The organism is Vibrio lentus, assembly GCF_030409755.1.
GTDB classification, from domain to species: Bacteria; Pseudomonadota; Gammaproteobacteria; order Enterobacterales; family Vibrionaceae; genus Vibrio; species Vibrio lentus.
On the sequence record NZ_JAUFQE010000001.1, the window covers coordinates 1,886,026 to 1,902,074 of the forward strand.

At 45.0% G+C, this 16,049-nt stretch carries 13 protein-coding genes and 1 pseudogene; 12 read left to right on the forward strand and 2 right to left on the reverse strand.

Features of this window, described 5'->3' with window-relative positions; genetic code table 11:
• Window positions 1-50 precede the first annotated feature (50 nt).
• The 11 genes and pseudogenes from QWZ07_RS08050 (at window position 51) to gntR (ending at window position 12,772) form a co-directional block, all read left to right on the forward strand.
• Window positions 51-1,472, forward strand: a complete 1,422-nt coding sequence (locus QWZ07_RS08050) for an FAD-dependent oxidoreductase (protein ID WP_192853038.1) — start codon at window positions 51-53, stop codon at window positions 1,470-1,472.
• Window positions 1,473-1,699: 227 nt separating this feature from the next.
• Window positions 1,700-2,805 (forward strand): annotated as a pseudogene (locus QWZ07_RS08055) (putative 2-aminoethylphosphonate ABC transporter ATP-binding protein).
• Between the two features lie 20 nt (window positions 2,806-2,825).
• The gene (locus QWZ07_RS08060; RefSeq protein WP_192853048.1) at window positions 2,826-4,535 is read left to right on the forward strand and encodes a putative 2-aminoethylphosphonate ABC transporter permease subunit; all 1,710 of its coding nucleotides are present in this window, start codon (window positions 2,826-2,828) and stop codon (window positions 4,533-4,535) included.
• Between the two features lie 68 nt (window positions 4,536-4,603).
• Window positions 4,604-5,308: a phosphonate utilization transcriptional regulator PhnR gene (phnR, locus tag QWZ07_RS08065; protein ID WP_016789432.1), complete on the forward strand. Its 705-nt coding sequence runs from the start codon at window positions 4,604-4,606 to the stop codon at window positions 5,306-5,308.
• A 137-nt stretch (window positions 5,309-5,445) separates the two neighbouring features.
• Complete coding sequence (locus tag QWZ07_RS08070) at window positions 5,446-6,348, forward strand: EamA family transporter (protein ID WP_102525559.1); 903 nt, start codon at window positions 5,446-5,448, stop codon at window positions 6,346-6,348.
• Window positions 6,349-6,548: 200 nt separating this feature from the next.
• Entirely contained in the window at window positions 6,549-7,565 is a 1,017-nt protein-coding gene (locus QWZ07_RS08075; RefSeq protein WP_016797095.1) for a TRAP transporter substrate-binding protein, read from the forward strand.
• 65 nt (window positions 7,566-7,630) lie between these two features.
• Window positions 7,631-8,188 (forward strand): TRAP transporter small permease subunit, encoded by a 558-nt coding sequence (locus QWZ07_RS08080; protein WP_004730132.1) that lies wholly within the window; start codon window positions 7,631-7,633, stop codon window positions 8,186-8,188.
• Window positions 8,181-9,503, forward strand: coding sequence for a TRAP transporter large permease (locus QWZ07_RS08085; protein WP_004730130.1), 1,323 nt, complete (start codon window positions 8,181-8,183; stop codon window positions 9,501-9,503). The genes QWZ07_RS08080 and QWZ07_RS08085 overlap by 8 nt, the downstream gene beginning before the upstream one ends.
• Before the next feature lie 118 nt (window positions 9,504-9,621).
• Window positions 9,622-10,119 (forward strand): gluconokinase, encoded by a 498-nt coding sequence (locus QWZ07_RS08090; RefSeq protein WP_192853039.1) that lies wholly within the window; start codon window positions 9,622-9,624, stop codon window positions 10,117-10,119.
• A gap of 3 nt (window positions 10,120-10,122) precedes the next feature.
• Window positions 10,123-11,631: an NADP-dependent phosphogluconate dehydrogenase gene (gnd, locus tag QWZ07_RS08095; RefSeq protein ID WP_192853040.1), complete on the forward strand. Its 1,509-nt coding sequence runs from the start codon at window positions 10,123-10,125 to the stop codon at window positions 11,629-11,631.
• A 139-nt stretch (window positions 11,632-11,770) separates the two neighbouring features.
• Complete coding sequence (gene gntR, locus QWZ07_RS08100) at window positions 11,771-12,772, forward strand: gluconate operon transcriptional repressor GntR (RefSeq protein ID WP_192853041.1); 1,002 nt, start codon at window positions 11,771-11,773, stop codon at window positions 12,770-12,772.
• Window positions 12,773-12,886: 114 nt separating this feature from the next.
• Here gntR and QWZ07_RS08105 read toward each other — a convergent pair whose 3' ends face one another.
• Window positions 12,887-13,669, reverse strand: a complete 783-nt coding sequence (locus tag QWZ07_RS08105; RefSeq protein WP_192853042.1) for a siderophore-interacting protein — start codon at window positions 13,667-13,669, stop codon at window positions 12,887-12,889.
• Between the two features lie 199 nt (window positions 13,670-13,868).
• Window positions 13,869-15,347, reverse strand: a complete 1,479-nt coding sequence (locus QWZ07_RS08110) for a peptide MFS transporter (protein WP_029223660.1) — start codon at window positions 15,345-15,347, stop codon at window positions 13,869-13,871.
• Between the two features lie 125 nt (window positions 15,348-15,472).
• Between QWZ07_RS08110 and tnpA the strand changes: the two genes are divergently transcribed.
• Window positions 15,473-15,910: an IS200/IS605 family transposase gene (gene tnpA / locus QWZ07_RS08115; protein ID WP_192854770.1), complete on the forward strand. Its 438-nt coding sequence runs from the start codon at window positions 15,473-15,475 to the stop codon at window positions 15,908-15,910.
• Window positions 15,911-16,049 lie beyond the last annotated feature (139 nt).

Genomic DNA, 16,049 nt, shown 5'->3' on the forward strand with positions numbered 1-16,049 from the left:
GTCTTCCTTTTTTAGTTTTACACCTTTAGGTTTTAAGTAAGGTACAACAAATGACAAAGCACTACTCATATTGGTTCAAGCAAGCATTGGAACAGGAATTTGGCAGCATCAATGCTGGGCTAGAATCCGCTAAACCGCTTCAAAAAGACGTTAACTGTGATATCGCCATTGTCGGCGGTGGTTACACCGGTTTATGGACGGCGATTTTAATCAAACAACAACAGCCCGAAAAACATGTTGTAGTGATTGAAAAAGGCTTGTGTGGCAGCGGTGCTTCTGGCGCGAACGGTGGCTGTATGTTGACGTGGTCGACTAAGTATCCAACCTTGAAAAAGCTCTATGGGAAAGAGCAAGCCAAATGGTTGGTTAAGGAATCTGAAAAGGTCATTTACGAGATCGAAGCTTTCTGTAACGAGCATAAAATCGATGCGCATCTTTATAGAAGTGGAACTTACTACACGGCAACCAATGAATCTCAAAAGGGCGGAATGACGCCTATCGTTAATGAGTTGGTCAAGCAGGGTATCAACAGTTGGAAGAAGTGCGATCAGTCATTGCCTGATAAAGCAGGGTCGGATCGTCATATTGAAGGTTATTACTCGGAAGCTGCTGGTAGCGTTCAGCCAGCGTCATTGGCGAGAGGCTTGCGCCGCATTGCGATCGAATTGGGTGTCGAAATTTACGAAAATACAGAAATGACTTCTCTTGATTACGGCTCACCAGCTCGCGTCCAAACTAAGGATGGGACGATAACTTCCGATAAAGTGATCTTAGCGCTCAATGCATGGATGCTCGATCACTTTAAAGAGTTCAAACGCAGCATTGTGGTTGTCTCGTCTGACATGGTAGTGACTAAGCCTATTCCAGAAAAACTCAAGCAGTTTGGTCCCGAAAAAGGAGCGGCGGTAGTGGACTCGCGCATCTTTGTTCATTACTACCGTGACACTGAGGATGGACGACTCATGTTGGGCAAAGGCGGCAATAAATTCTCGTTTGCGAATCAGGTTGAAAGCATGTTCAACCAAACGACTAACTACCTACCGATTCTCAATCAATCCTTCCAGAAATTGTTCCCTAAACTGGAGCAGAATGAATTCGATTACAACTGGTCGGGCGGTTCAGACCGATCCGTCACAGGATTGCCATTTTTCGGTAATCTAAAAGGCCAAAACAACATCTATTATGGGCTCGGTTACTCAGGTAATGGTGTGGCTCAAACCCGCATGGGCGGCAAAATTTTGTCTTCAATGGTGTTCGGAGATGATAACGAATGGACACGTAGTGGCTTAACTAGCGGTCCACGAGGCTATTTCCCACCAGAGCCATTCCGTTGGGTTGGGGCAATGATGGTTAGAGATGCTGTTCGAAGAAAAGAGAACGCGGAAGACTCTGGCAACACGCCATTGTGGCTGGATAAGCAATTGGCAAAGCTCGCAGGTGCGGCAGGTAAAGCCGACAAGGTTGAATCATAGATTAATCTGGCGTTTAAATTAGAAGTTTACATTTGGGCTCTCAGTGATTTATGGGCAAGTCACTGAGGGTTTTCAACGTTGAACTGACTTTTAATGCTGAACAAATAGCAATCTTTAATGCTTATTATTTCTGCAATATAACTGTCATTTAGCTTCTATAAATTTGTCACTCAACTGCAATATTCAAAGTTTAAATTTGGTGTATACCATTTAAAGAGTGCTGTAGTATGAGCAACCAAACTTATTTGAATATTGAAAACGTTGTAAAGCAATTTGGCCAATTTACAGCGTTAAAAGACATCTATCGATCGATAAAGGTGAATTCGTCTGTTTCCTTGGCCCATCTGGCTGCGGTAAAACGACACTACTACGTGCGATTGCAGGACTGGATTTACCGACCTCAGGCTCTATTGAGCAGAACGGTAATGATACGACCTTCCTACCTCCTGAGAAGCGCGATTTTGGTATCGTATTCCAATCTTATGCTCTATTTCCAAATCTGACTGTGGAAGAGAACATCGCAATTGGTTTGAAGAACCAAGGGATGTCGACCAAAGAAGCTCTGGAAGCGGTAGAATCTTGGTTAGAAACCATTGGTTTACCAACTTCTGGCCAAAAATACCCGAATCAACTGTCTGGTGGACAACAGCAACGCGTGGCTCTCGCTCGTGCATTGGCCTTGTCTCCAGGTTTGCTACTCCTCGATGAACCGCTCTCTGCGCTTGATGCGAAGGTAAGAACACACCTGCGTGATGAGATCTGTCAATTGCAGCGTAAGCTGGGCATTACCACCATCATGGTGACCCATGATCAAGATGAAGCCTTAACCATGGCCGATCGCATTGTGGTCATGAATCATGGTGTTATCGAGCAAGTGGGTGCTCCGCAAGAAATCTATCAAAATCCAGTTAGCCGCTTTGTCGCTGAATTCGTTGGTAGCATGAACTTCATTCAAGCTTCTGTTGCTGCGAAAGGCAAAATGCGCATTGCAGAGTCGATGTTAGCGTTGCCAGTTTTAGATAATTTGACACCAAAGCATGGCGATCGTTTTGATATCGCGGTGCGTCCAGAACAAATTCAGTTTGTTGATCGCTTTAACGAGTCTTTACCCGTAAGAATCATATCTAGCGAGTTCCTCGGGGCGTTCTATCGAGTTGAGTGCGAGCTGCAACATGACTCAACGGCTAAAGAGATCATCGTTGATGTGTCAGTCAAAGAGTTTAATCGATTGAAACTGCGTCGTAGCGATATTCGTTACGTAGCGTTTGATGAAGAAGGTCTTAGAGCTTACCCATCTGAAAGCCTGCAAGTGATGAAAGACGAGGCGGCGTAACAATCATGGAATCGACTCAAATGATGCAATCTAAGCTGCTAATTCAACGACGAGTAACGCCTTTTCTTGCTCGGTTAAGTAAAGACAACGTAATCCTATTCGGGCTTCTGGCTTTTTTGTCAGTGGTCATGACGCTATTCATTCTGATGCCTCTGTGGGCAATGTTGAAAAAGAGTGTTCAGAACGCAGACGGTGAATTTGTAGGATTACAGAATTTCGCAACGTATTTTGCTTCGCAGAGCCTCTGGCAGTCGGTAGGTAACACGTTTACGCTTGGGCTGTTAGTAACGGTTGTCGTGGGTGTATTAGCGTTTGGTTATGCCTATGCGTTGACTCGTTCATGTATGCCTTTCAAGGGGCTTTTTCAGGTGTTGGGTTCAGCGCCGATTCTAGCTCCATCGTTGCTTCCTGCGATCAGTTTGATCTTCTTATTTGGCAACCAAGGTATCGCCAAAGAAGTGTTAGGGGGAAGTTCGGTATACGGTTTGATTGGTATATCACTCGGCTTAATATTCTGGACTTTTCCACACGCCTTGATGATTCTTACCACCTCGTTAAGAACCTCTGATGCTCGTCTGTATGAGGCGGCACGTGCACTCAATACTTCATCTTTAAAAACCTTTTTCATGGTGACGCTACCTGCGGCAAAGTATGGTTTGATCAGCACGCTGATCGTTGTATTTACGCTGGTGGTTTGTGACTTTGGTGTGCCAAAGGTGATTGGTGGCAGTTATAACGTTCTATCGACAGACATCTTTAAACAAGTGGTAGGGCAACAGAATTTCTCTATGGGTGCAGTAACCAGTATTTTATTGCTATTGCCGGCACTGCTTGCGTTTACAGTGGATCGCTGGGTTCAAAAGAAACAGAAGAGCTTGTTTGATACTCGATCCGTCGCGTACCAACCTGAACCAAACACTCTACGTGACGGCGTGTGTTTGCTCTATTGCTTCATCATCTCTGCTGCTGTTGTTATCGTGCTAGGCATGGCGATATACGGTTCTATGGTCACGTTCTGGCCTTGGAACAAAGCACTCACCTTGAATAACTATAACTTCGCAGAAATGAGTACTTATGGTTGGACACCGTTCTTCAACTCTCTAACGCTGGGCGCATGGACTGCTATTATCGGTACCGTGTTGATTTTCCTTGGTGCATATTGCATTGAGAAAGGCAGAGCATTTGGTCCTGTTCGTCAAGCAATGCAAATGCTCAGCGTTGTGCCGATGGCGGTTCCGGGAATGGTGTTGGGTTTGGGGTACATCTTCTACTTCAATGACTTGAGCAACCCACTTAACTTTTTGTATGGCACGATGGCGTTCTTGGTGATCAACACCGTGGTTCACTATTACACGGTAGGGCACATGACGGCATTAACCGCATTAAAACAGCTGCCTGAGGAGATAGAAGCGACGGCGGCCTCGGTTAACCTACCGCAATACAAGCTGTTCTTTAAGGTGACGGTGCCGGTTTGTTTGCCTGCGATTTTAGATATTGCGACATACCTGTTTATTAATGCACTTACCACGACATCTGCGGTAGTATTCTTGTATTCTACCGATACGATACCTGCGTCAGTTTCAGTACTGAATATGGACGATGCGGGACAAACCGGTGCAGCAGCAGCCATGGCCGTCATGATCATGATATCGGCGGCAAGTGCGAAGTTGATTCATATGTTAATCAACAAGTTATTTGAGAAGCGCACCCAAGCTTGGCGCAAACGCTAGCGAACCATTTTATATTGCAGTTGGCCAAGGAGTGGCTGACGACAAGAACAAGAATAAAAGGAAATGAAGTGCAGTACGTAAAAATCAAAGATGTCATCGTAGAGCAGATAGAGTCGGGCATGTTAACGCCACGACAGAAGCTGCCTGCGGAGCGCAAACTGGCTGAATCGTTTGATACAACACGAGTAACGTTGCGTGAAGCGCTGTCTTCACTTGAAGCGGAAGGGCGTATTTATCGAGAAGACCGCCGTGGTTGGTTTATCTCTCCAGCGCCACTACGCTACGACCCAACGCAAACGCTGAACTTCACTAATATGGCTTTGTCGCAGAATCGTAAGCCGAAAACAGAATTAGTGGCAGCGAAAGGCATGCTAGCAACCAAGGAGGCCACTAAGCTTCTTGAGCTACAACCTTTTTCGGATGTTTATCGAGTAGACAGAGTTCGTTACCTTGAAGATAGGCCAGTTGTGTATGTGACCAACTATATTCGACCTGAACTGTTCCCTAACTTGCTTGACTACGACTTGTCTAAGTCGTTGACGGACATCTACCGAGAGCACTTTGGCGTGGTGTATCAGAAGATACGTTATCGTGTGAGCACAACGTCTTTACTGGGTGAAACAGCGCAAGCACTGCGTGCGACTTCGGGTTCTCCGGCTATGGTGGTTGAGCGTGTTAACTACAATCAGAACGGCGATTTGATTGACTGCGATATTGAGTATTGGCGTCATGATGCGATCAGTATTGAGTCGATAGCACAGCTCGAGCGTTAGTCATACATTTAGAATGCTGGCATATCTGCAATTATGCAGGTTCGCCCAATTGAAACGATCAAAGGCCTCTTATTCGGAGGCCTTTTTATCACCGGTTGTCAGCCGTTGTGCTAGTTCATCAATAATTTAGGAATGAAATGGAATTCTCTGCCATTGTAATCGTGATTGTTTCGGCTTTGCTTCATGCGGGTTGGAACGTTTTAGGTAAGTCTAATCAAGGATCGGGTTCGTCTTTCTTCCTAGCCTCTGGCTTTGCCGCCGCAGCGATATTGACGCCATATTTGATTTGGTATGTTCACAGTGTAGGGCTATCAAATATCTCACTTCCATTCTGGCAACTGGTTTTCTTGAGTGGGATCTGTCAAATCATCTATTTGATTGGGTTAGGCGCGGCCTATAAACAGGCTGATATCGGTGTTATTTACCCAATGGCACGAGCACTGCCTGTGTTGATGGTAGGTTTAGGCACGGTGTTGATCGGCTATGAATTGTCGTCGAATCAATGGACTGGGTTCACTTTAATAACCTTAGGCTGCATGTTTGTACCACTAAAGCAGTTTTCAGATCTTAGGTTAAAAGCGTATCTCAACCTCGGCGTGTTGTGGGCGTTAATTGCCGCTATTGGTACCACGGGCTATTCCATCATTGATAAAGAGGCGCTTCTATTATTAGAGCCTCTAAGCACACCCACCGTTACTAACAAACACACTGCGATTTTCTACCTAGGCATTCAGTTTTGGGCGATTGTGATTCCGCTGAGTGTTTGGTTATTCGTAACCAACCAAAGAATCGAGTTTACTAATGCGTGGATACTACGAAAGAAAGCCACAGTGGCCGGCATCATGATGGCTTCGACTTATGGTTTGGTGTTGTTTGCGATGACCATGACTGAGAACGTCAGCTTGGTTGTTGCTCTTAGGCAAGTAAGTATCATCTTCGGCGTAGTGATGGGGATCTACTTTTTAAAGGAAAAGTGGCACGTTACACGTGGTGTAGGCGTCGTTTTTATCATTGCAGGTTTAGTTATCTCACTGACTTAAAAAGAAATTAAATCCTACCTCCAACCTATAATGTGACTTTTCAGTCGCATTTTTCTTATTGATAGCAAACGTTTTACTAATGTTAAAGATGTGATCCTTCTCATAGACAAGGCTGTAAAGTTACCGGTAACATCCACCCTAACGTTACCGGTAACATATAATTACAAACCGGACTCTGTGAAACTCATAAGGATACCCAAATGAAAGCTCTGACTAAAACGCTGATTGCTGCCTCCCTCACTGGTCTATTTGCTACTTCAGCAATGGCTGCAGACTTTAAACTTAAAATTCAATCTTCAGATCCTTCTGGTGATTTGAACTTCAAGGTTCAGCAGAAGTGGGCTGAGCGCGTAGAGACGATGTCTAACGGACGTATTGATATCGATCTTCTGCCTGTAGGCGCTGTGGTTAAGCACACAGAAACGCTAGGCGCGATCAAAATGGGCATCCTAGATGGTCACATCACAGCAACAGGTTACTTCTCTGGTAAAGATCCAGCATTTGGTCTTATCGGTAACATGGTTGGCGCATGGTCAGACACAACACAACTGCTTCAGTACATGAACTACGGTGGTGGTAATGAGCTAATGACCGAACTGTACAAGCCTTACGGTGTTCAGTTTGTTGGTGCTTCTACGACGGGTGTTGAATCTTTCATTTCTAAAAAGCCAATCGATGGTGTTGCGGATCTTAAAGGCCTGAAATTACGTGCGCCTGAAGGCCTAGTTCAACAAGTATTTGCAGCCGCGGGTGCTACTCCAGTAAACCTGCCGGGTTCTGAAGTATTTACTGGCCTAAGCAAAGGCGTTATTGATGCTGCGGACTACACGGTATTCTCTACCAACCAAAAAGCGGGCATGAACGATATCGCTACTCACCCAGTTCAACCGGGCTTCCACTCACTGCCTCTTATCGATATCTCTGTATCTCAGAAGAAGTGGGACAAGATGCCAGCTGATCTACAAACGATTCTGCAAACATCAGTTCGTGACTTCTCTTACGACATGACGACTCAGCTGAAAATGGCTGACCAGGCTGCGCTTAAAGAAGCTCAAGCGAACCCAGAAATCACTATCCACGACTGGTCTCAAGAAGAGCGTAAGAAGTTCCGTGAAATCGCGAAAGGCCAATGGAAGGTATTTGCAGAGCGTTCTGATAACGCAGGAAAAGTTTACACCTCAGTGACTGTGTTCCTAGAAGAAAACGGCTTACTGTAATTTAAACTTAGTTTACTGACGGGGGAGGGCACTGCTCTCCCGTATTCTCCCAGGAAATTTGGCTCATGACCGATAAAATCCCCCACGCACCAGCTGAAAACGACGAGCAACCAAGAAATGCGCTTGATCGTTTTGTTATAAAGTTCAGTAATCTCGTTAGCTGGTTGTTTATTTTTACTGTATTGATTTCATTTTATGAAGTTGTGATGCGTTACGCATTCGATGCCCCGACCACATGGGTACATGAAACAGCTTCTTTCATCGGTGGTTCTTTATTCATTATTGGTGGTATCTACGCGTTTGCTGCGAATAAGCATGTACGTGTGGTTCTTATCTACGATTCAGTGTCTAACCAAGCACGCAAATATCTTAATCTTGTTCACCACATTGTTGGTTTGGCCTTTGCTGGCATGCTCGCTTACGCCGCTTACTTCACTGCGGAAGAAGCGTGGTTTGCACCATGGGGTGAATTCCGCCTTGAGACATCTGGCTCAGTGTTAAACGCGCCTTATCCTGCGCTGCTGAAAGGCCTGATTTTTGTCGTTTTGTGTGTTCTTGTTGTCCAGTTTGTATTGCACCTAATCCAAGAGTTGATGGGTCTAAGGAAGAATGACGATGTTTGATTTATCTTCTATTGGTATCGCATGGGGCAGTTTGCTCATGCTGGTTATGATGATTGGCTTGCTACTGACCGGTATGCAGCTAGCGTTCGTAACAGGCTTTGTCGCGATTTTCTTCACTCTTTGTTGGTTTGGCCCTGATGCCTTACCTTTGATTGCGAGCCGCACTTACAGTTTTGCTTCTGGTTATGTTTTCCTTGCCGTTCCGATGTTCGTATTGATGGCGGCTTTATTAGACCGTTCGGGTATCGCGCGTGATCTGTTTGATGCAATGAAATCTGTTGGCCGTAAGGTTCGTGGTGGTGTTGCAGTTCAAACGCTATTAGTTGCGGTTCTATTGGCTTCGATGTCAGGCGTTATCGGTGGTGAAACGGTACTACTGGGTATTCTTGCTCTGCCACAAATGCTTCGCTTGGGTTATGACCGTAAGCTTGCTATCGGTACAACCTGTGCGGGTGGCGCACTTGGTACCATGCTTCCACCAAGTATCGTACTGATCATCTACGGTATGACAGCCAGCGTATCGATTGGCGACCTATTTAAAGCGTCATTCTTACCAGCGTTTATTCTTGCTGGCTGTTATATCGGTTATGTATTGATTCGCTGTAAGCTAAACCCTTCTCTTGCGCCTATTCCAAGTGATGATGAGACAGAAGACGATATCGCCAATCAGCCAAGCTACTTCAAAGCTCTGTTCTTCCCATTGCTTTCTGTCGCAACGGTTTTGGGCAGTATCTACACAGGTATCGCATCAGTAACAGAAGCGTCTGCTTTGGGTGTAGTTGGCATCATGATCAGTGCGCTAATCCGTGGTGAACTGAACTTCAGCATGTTGAAAGAGAGTGCCATCGCAACCATGCGTACCTGCGGCATGATCATGTGGATTGGTATCGGTGCAAGCGCATTGGTTGGTATCTACAACCTGATGGGCGGCATTGATTTTGTTGAAGAAACCATCCTTGCGCTCAGTGGCGGTAACGCGACAGTAACGCTATTAATCATGATGGCTATTTTGTTGGTACTAGGCATGTTCCTTGACTGGGTAGGTGTAGCACTTCTAACAATGCCAATCTTCGTTCCAATCATCACTGGCCTTGGTTTTGACCCAGTATGGTTCGGCGTTGTGTTCTGCCTAAACATGCAGGTGTCGTTCTTGTCACCGCCGTTTGGTCCTGCGGCATTCTACTTGAAATCAGTAGCACCAAAAGACATCAGCTTAGGTGAGATTTTCTCTTCACTGCTGCCGTTCATTGCACTTCAAGTATTGGTTCTGGCACTGGTTATTATCTTCCCTCAGCTCGCGCTTTGGTGGCAATAACAGCGAAGGTTCCTGAGTGAGTTTAACGTTCAGGAACCTACCAACAGCAACACAAGTTTAACTATTAGATTCGATTGTCAGCCCCTGTTTTGGTTGGGGCTTAGGGAAGGCTTGCCTTATGAAAAGCAAAAAAATACTCGTGATGGGCGTATCTGGATGCGGAAAAAGCCTGATTGGCAGCCGTATCGCGCAGGCTTTAGAACTTCAATTCTTTGATGGCGATGACTTCCATCCGCAAAGCAACGTTGAAAAAATGCGTCAAGGTATCCCGCTGACTGACGAAGATCGTCAAGGATGGCTAGAAACACTGAATAAGCAATATATCGAACAACCGAGTGCTGTGATTGCATGCTCTGCATTGAAACCTCAATACCGCGAGATTCTGCGAGAGAACAATGAAGACTTAGTGATTGTTTACCTTCAGGGCAGTTTCGATACGATTTGGAATCGCCATAAAGCTCGCGAAAACCATTACTTTAATGGTCAAGAAATGTTGAAAAGCCAATTCGCAACCTTAGTTGAACCTGAGCTAGATGAAGCGTTATTTGTCGATATATCGCAAGATGTTGAGCAAGTCATAGAAAGTGCACTCAAACAAATTAAGCAGATAGGCTAAACCATGACTCAGATAAAAAATGACATCGCGATGATTGGTTTAGGAGTGATGGGAAAAAGCCTTGCACTCAACCTACTGGATAACGGTTTTAACGTTGCTGGCTTTGACTTGAATACAGACAATATTGATCGCGCCAGTTCAGAAGCAAAGCTGCTTAATGAATCGTTTACTGGTAAAGGTCAGTTCACACAAGGGACTAGCCTTGAGCATGTGCTGCAAGGGCTCGCGAGGCCGCGTGTCATCGCTTTGTCGGTTCCTGCTGGAAAACCTGTCGATATCGTCGTAAATAGCTTGCTTGATGCTGGCTTAGAAAATGACGACATTGTTATCGATACAGGCAACAGCCTTTGGACAGATACCGAGGCGCGTGAAGTGAGCTACAAAGGCAAACTGCGCTTCTTTAGCACCGCCGTTTCTGGTGGTGAAGAAGGCGCTCGTGTTGGCCCTGCGCTCATGGCGAGTGGCGACCAATCAGCTTGGCAATATGTGAAACCGATGTGGGAAGCGATTGCTGCAAAAGTGGATGCTAATGGACTACCTGTTGGTCAGTTTGAAGCGGGTGAAGCATGCGCTGCGTATGTTGGTCCTTCTGGTACAGGGCACTATGTGAAAATGGTACACAATGGTATTGAATATGCCGACATGCAGCTTATTTGCGAAGTGTACCATTTCATGCGTGATGTGCTTGAAATGCCAGCTCAAGAGATTGGACAAGTCTTTGATCAATGGAACAACGGTGTACTTAATAGTTACCTGATGGAAATCAGTGCCGATATTCTTCAACAAGAAGATGTTGTAACGGGTAAGCCGTTCGTTGAGGTTGTGCTTGATAAAGCAGGGCAGAAAGGTACGGGTTTGTGGACGGCAGTTAACAGCCTTCAAGAAGGTTGCCCAACGCCAACCATTGCACAGGCGGTTTATGCACGTGCGATGAGCGGTCAAAAATCACAACGTATTCAAGGTAGTCAGCTTCTAAAGGGCAATATTGCTGATGCCAGTCAGTTGGATAAAACAGAGGTTATTTCTGAGCTTCACGATGCTCTATATTGCGCCAAGTTGTCTGTTTACGCTCAAGGCTTTGATTTGCTTAAAACTGCGTCAGACAAAGAGGGTTGGAATCTCGATTTCACTCAAATTGCTAAGATTTGGCGAGCGGGTTGTATTATTCGTGCCGCTTTCTTGCAAAGTATCACATCGGCTTACCAACAAAATAGTGAGCTGGCGAACCTGTTATTCGATGAGGCTTTCATCAAACAAGTGGAAGATCGCGAGCTTGCTTGGCGCATCGCGGTAGCGAACTCAGCTTTGTATGGTGTGCCGATGCCGGGAATTAGTTCAGCATTAAGCTACTTTGATTCTCTGCGCATTGAAGTGCTACCAGCGAATCTATTGCAAGCGCAACGTGACTATTTTGGTTCTCATACTTATTCGCGAGTCGATAGAGATGAAGCTGAAAAGTTTCACGTGACTTGGAGTCAGTCTCCAAGAACTGAAGTAAAAGTGAACGCTTAAACAATCAATAACGCCCTCAACAAGAGGGCGTTTGTAATTATGACGCTGTATCAACATTTTACTAAATTAGGCTTCAAATTCCACGTCAGTCGGATACACTGTTACCAGTAACATAACTCAAAAATAATAATTACTAATTATGTCGAATAAGAAAAAACGTCCCACATTACAAGATGTTGCCAACCTCGTTGGTGTCACTAAAATGACCGTCAGTCGCTGCCTGCGAGACTCTTCTCAAGTGTCAGAAGCTCTGCGCGATAAGATCAGCGCTGCAGTAGACGAGCTAGGTTATATCCCTAATCGCGCACCAGACATTCTTTCCAACGCAAAAAGCAATGCGATTGGTGTTTTAGTTCCCTCGTTAACCAACCAAGTTTTTGCTGAAGTTATCCGTGGCATTGAACAAGTCACAGCGCCCGCAGGCTACCAAACCATGATTGCCCACTATGGCTATAGCGCTGAACTGGAAGAGCAGAGCATCGCTTCACTGCTTTCTTACAACGTTGATGCGATTATCCTTTCAGAAAACGTGCACACCGATAGAGCGCGTAAGATGTTGCAGACTGTTTCTATCCCTGTGATTGAGATTATGGATTCAGTGTCGCCAAGAATTGAACAAGCGGTTGGCTTTGATAACTTCGAAGCGGCTAGAGCGATGACCAAAACCATGCTCGAGAGAGGGCGCACCAATATCGCTTACTTAGCAGCACGTATGGATGAGCGTACTCGCTTGAAAATGGCGGGCTACGAGCATGCAATGCAAGAAGCCGATAAAACGCCTGTGACACTGCAAACGGAAGACGCTTCCTCGTTTACTCTTGGTGCAAAACTGATTGGTGAGCTACTTGAGAAACACCCACAAGTGAATGGCATTTTCTGTACTAACGATGATTTGGCCATTGGTGCTTTTTACGAATGTGTACGACGTGGTATTCAAGTCCCCGAGCAGATGGCGATTGCAGGTTTCCACGGACACGACATCACAGTGGCGATGACGCCGCGTTTAGCGACTGTCGTAACACCTAGGGAGCAGATCGGTAAAGTCGCTGCAGAGCAAGTTGTAGCGCGTTTACAAGGCAACAATGAATGGGTGGCGAAGCTGGATCTCGGTTATGAGATTGAAGTGGGTGAGAGTATTTAATTTTACATTTCAGCTTTGCTCTTCATCGGATTCAAACTAAAACGCCCTTAACGAGATGAACTTCGCTAAGGGCGTTGTCTATTTATCTAGCAAAAGACGCATGCAGTAACAGACTTAACCCGCTAAAGCTTGAGCATCTTGTTGCTTCAATACTTTATGGCCATCTTCAGTGACGCCACGCTTCCAATAACTGCTGATGTAGATGTTCTCTTTGGCGACTTCTTTTTCGTTTCGGAAGTATTGTCTCAGCTCGCGCATGCTTTCAAATTCACACGCTGTCCAAATCGAAACCTGACCGTCTAACCATTCTGAATTGCGAACCGTTTGTGAAAGGGATTCTGAGGTTTCATCTTCAATTAACCAAGTAACTTTGATGCCTTGAGGCGCTGCAAGCGTTTGTTTATCTGCTGCTGAATTGATCTGAATAACAGCGTGACCTGTTGCATGCTCTGGAAGTGATTTTACTTTTGCAGAAAGCGCAGGGAGTGAGGTCATGTCTGCGACTAAGAAGAACCAATCAGACTCCAGATTCAGCCCTTGAATCAAACCAGGTCCCGCCACTGAAATTGTGTCACCCACTTCTGCGTTCATTGCCCATCTTGCAGCGAAGCCACATTGCAAATCTGTGGTGATGTGGCGAACGAAATCAACCTCAATCCAGTTTTCTACAGGGTTGTACTGACGAATGGTGTAAGTGCGCATGGTTGGGCGCTCACCGTCATCCAGTTGGCTTAAATCGGTTGTACCCAATGGCGAGAATAAAAGCTTGATGTAGCCGCCGGCACATTCAGTTGGGTATTTACTTAACCCCTCACCGCTCAGCGTTATACGTTGCATGTTTGGTGTGATAGTTGAGGTTTGAGTAACAGTTAATGTGATAGGGCTAGGCTTGCTCATATAAGGCTCTCTTAGATTTTAATTTCCACATCATAATCCTGAACAAGAAAACACTCAATACTAATAATTATCATTTACTTTTATTTACACAAGCGCAACGTAACTTGAACCCGCTATCAATAGAAACAAAAATATAGACAAAAAAGCCCTTTAGAAAACTAAAGGGCTGATGTATTCGAACTGTTTAACGTAAGCAGAATTAGCTGTTTGCTTGCTCTAATTCGATAGTTTCTTCAGCGGCTTTCGCTGCTTCCAGCATCTTACGAATAATGAACGATGCAGCCATTGCGATACCCACCATTACTACCGCAAGAACAGTCAGCATTTGGAAGTAATCACCGTAAACCGTTTGTACGATCTCTTGCGTGATTTGTTGACCTTTCTCTAGTGCAATAGACGTTGAGAATACCGCACCAACAATACCTGACAGTGCGATTGCAACAGAGAACAGGCTTACAGAGAAGTTCTCGATGTGCTTAGGCGCGACAGACAGGATGAAGGCTACAACCATTGAACCAACAATCACTTCACCAAACGCTAGGAAGAAGTGAATCGCTAGGAACACTTCAGGGCGAATTAGAACGTCGTCGCCAACTGTGGTTACGGCCATTGTAAGGATACCGAAAGCGATAGCCGTTAGAATGAATGAGAAACCTACTTTCGTTGCAGTTGAGAAGTTAATGTTTTTCTTTTCTAGGTTAGAGAAGATACCTGCGATGATCGGGCCAGCAACCATACACCACAATGGGTTCATTGCCATTGAAGCTTCAGGTGCTACGGGGATAAAGCCGAATAGGTCGCCACGCATTGTGTTGATCGCTACCATTGTCATCGACGTCATCATTTGACCGTAGTACACGAAGAAACATGTGGTCAGGAATGTGATGATTAAGATAGTGCCCATTTTCAGCATGTCTGATTTTTTCGACTTCAGCATCAAAGAAACAAAGTAGACGATCGCAGCACCACCAATTGCGTATACGATGTTTTGGCCAATATCCATGTTAGAAAACATGAAGAATACCAAGCCAATCATTGCTGCCGAAAGACCAAGGAAGGCTGCCCAGTTCTTAGTGCTTACCGGTTGTTGATCGATTTCAGCACTGGCTTCAACAAGGCCTTTGCGAACAAAGATCATCATTAGCAGCGCTGCGCCCGCTAGAACAGCTGAAAGAAGGAAACCACCGTGGAAACCAACAACAAGCACTAGCATTGGGAACAAGTATTGGCCTAGTAACGCACCAATGTTGTTTACTGAGTAGTTAATCGGGTAGCAGTTTTCAAAATCTTCTTGAGTTTTGAACGTGCGCTTGTAAAGACTTGGGTAAGAAGGGGACATCAAACCACGTGCATAACTTGCTAAAGCGATACCACATAATGCCATCGGTACATTGGTTGCTGCTGCACCGAGTACCAGTAAAACATAACCACTAGCGAAGCCTAAAAAGGCAATAGTCAAAGATCGGTATGCGCCTAAAAATTTATCGGCGATGAAGCCACCTGCGATAGCAAACAGCGGTCCGATTGCAGAGAAAGCACCAACAACCATCATGGTGTCGGCTTCATTGTAGTTCAGATCTTCAAGGAAGAAACGAGTCAAGATCACCATGACGCCATAGAACGAAAGTCCGAACATCATTTGGCAGAACATCATTGATTTGTTTAATCTATTCCACATTATTTTATTGGCTCCTCAAAACCACCGCCTAGGGCGGTGGTGATTGTTCCTCTAGGCTATAGCCTGAAGAAGTGCCCATGTTAGAAGTAACCTCTTATTCACCACAAGTAAGAGGAAACAACCACATGGGCGATTACAGAAGTTCATCACATGTCTATTGGCGTTGCAAATACCATATAGTTTGGACTCCAAAGTATAGATATAAGATTTTGAAAGATAAGGTTGGAAAGGAGCTTTATCGTTCAATTTATATTTTGTGCAATATGAAAGACTGCGAGGTTTTAGAGTTAAATGTTCAACCAGATCATGTTCATCTTGTTGTCATTATTCCTCCCAAGTTGTCGATCTCGAGTTTGTTAGGAGTTTTAAAGGGCCGGACAGCAATTAGACTTTTCAATAAATTTCCACATATACGTAAGAAACTATGGGGAAATCACTTTTGGGCTAGAGGGTATTTTGTAGATACGGTCGGTGTGAATGAAGAAGTCATTCGACGATATGTCCGACACCAAGATAAACAGGACATAGAGTATGAACAACAACTGCAGTTATTGAAGAACTGATAGCGTGGACGCCCCCTTCTAGGGGGTTATAAAGCAAAACCGCCTTCTAAGAAGGCGGATATTTTTTCTCACATTTGTGTTGATATGTAGTGTAATTGCCCAATTATACTATCATTAGTAGCAATACATAAAATGAAAC

Coding starts and splice junctions, on each gene's coding strand:
- QWZ07_RS08050 (WP_192853038.1), top strand. CDS start 51: ATGACAAAGCACTACTCATATTGGTTCAAGCAAGCATTGGAACAGGAA.
- QWZ07_RS08060 (WP_192853048.1), top strand. CDS start 2,826: ATGATGCAATCTAAGCTGCTAATTCAACGACGAGTAACGCCTTTTCTT.
- QWZ07_RS08070 (WP_102525559.1), top strand. CDS start 5,446: ATGGAATTCTCTGCCATTGTAATCGTGATTGTTTCGGCTTTGCTTCAT.
- QWZ07_RS08075 (WP_016797095.1), top strand. CDS start 6,549: ATGAAAGCTCTGACTAAAACGCTGATTGCTGCCTCCCTCACTGGTCTA.
- QWZ07_RS08080 (WP_004730132.1), top strand. CDS start 7,631: ATGACCGATAAAATCCCCCACGCACCAGCTGAAAACGACGAGCAACCA.
- QWZ07_RS08085 (WP_004730130.1), top strand. CDS start 8,181: ATGTTTGATTTATCTTCTATTGGTATCGCATGGGGCAGTTTGCTCATG.
- QWZ07_RS08090 (WP_192853039.1), top strand. CDS start 9,622: ATGAAAAGCAAAAAAATACTCGTGATGGGCGTATCTGGATGCGGAAAA.
- gnd (WP_192853040.1), top strand. CDS start 10,123: ATGACTCAGATAAAAAATGACATCGCGATGATTGGTTTAGGAGTGATG.
- gntR (WP_192853041.1), top strand. CDS start 11,771: ATGTCGAATAAGAAAAAACGTCCCACATTACAAGATGTTGCCAACCTC.
- QWZ07_RS08105 (WP_192853042.1), bottom strand. CDS start 13,669: ATGAGCAAGCCTAGCCCTATCACATTAACTGTTACTCAAACCTCAACT.
- QWZ07_RS08110 (WP_029223660.1), bottom strand. CDS start 15,347: ATGTGGAATAGATTAAACAAATCAATGATGTTCTGCCAAATGATGTTC.
- tnpA (WP_192854770.1), top strand. CDS start 15,473: ATGGGCGATTACAGAAGTTCATCACATGTCTATTGGCGTTGCAAATAC.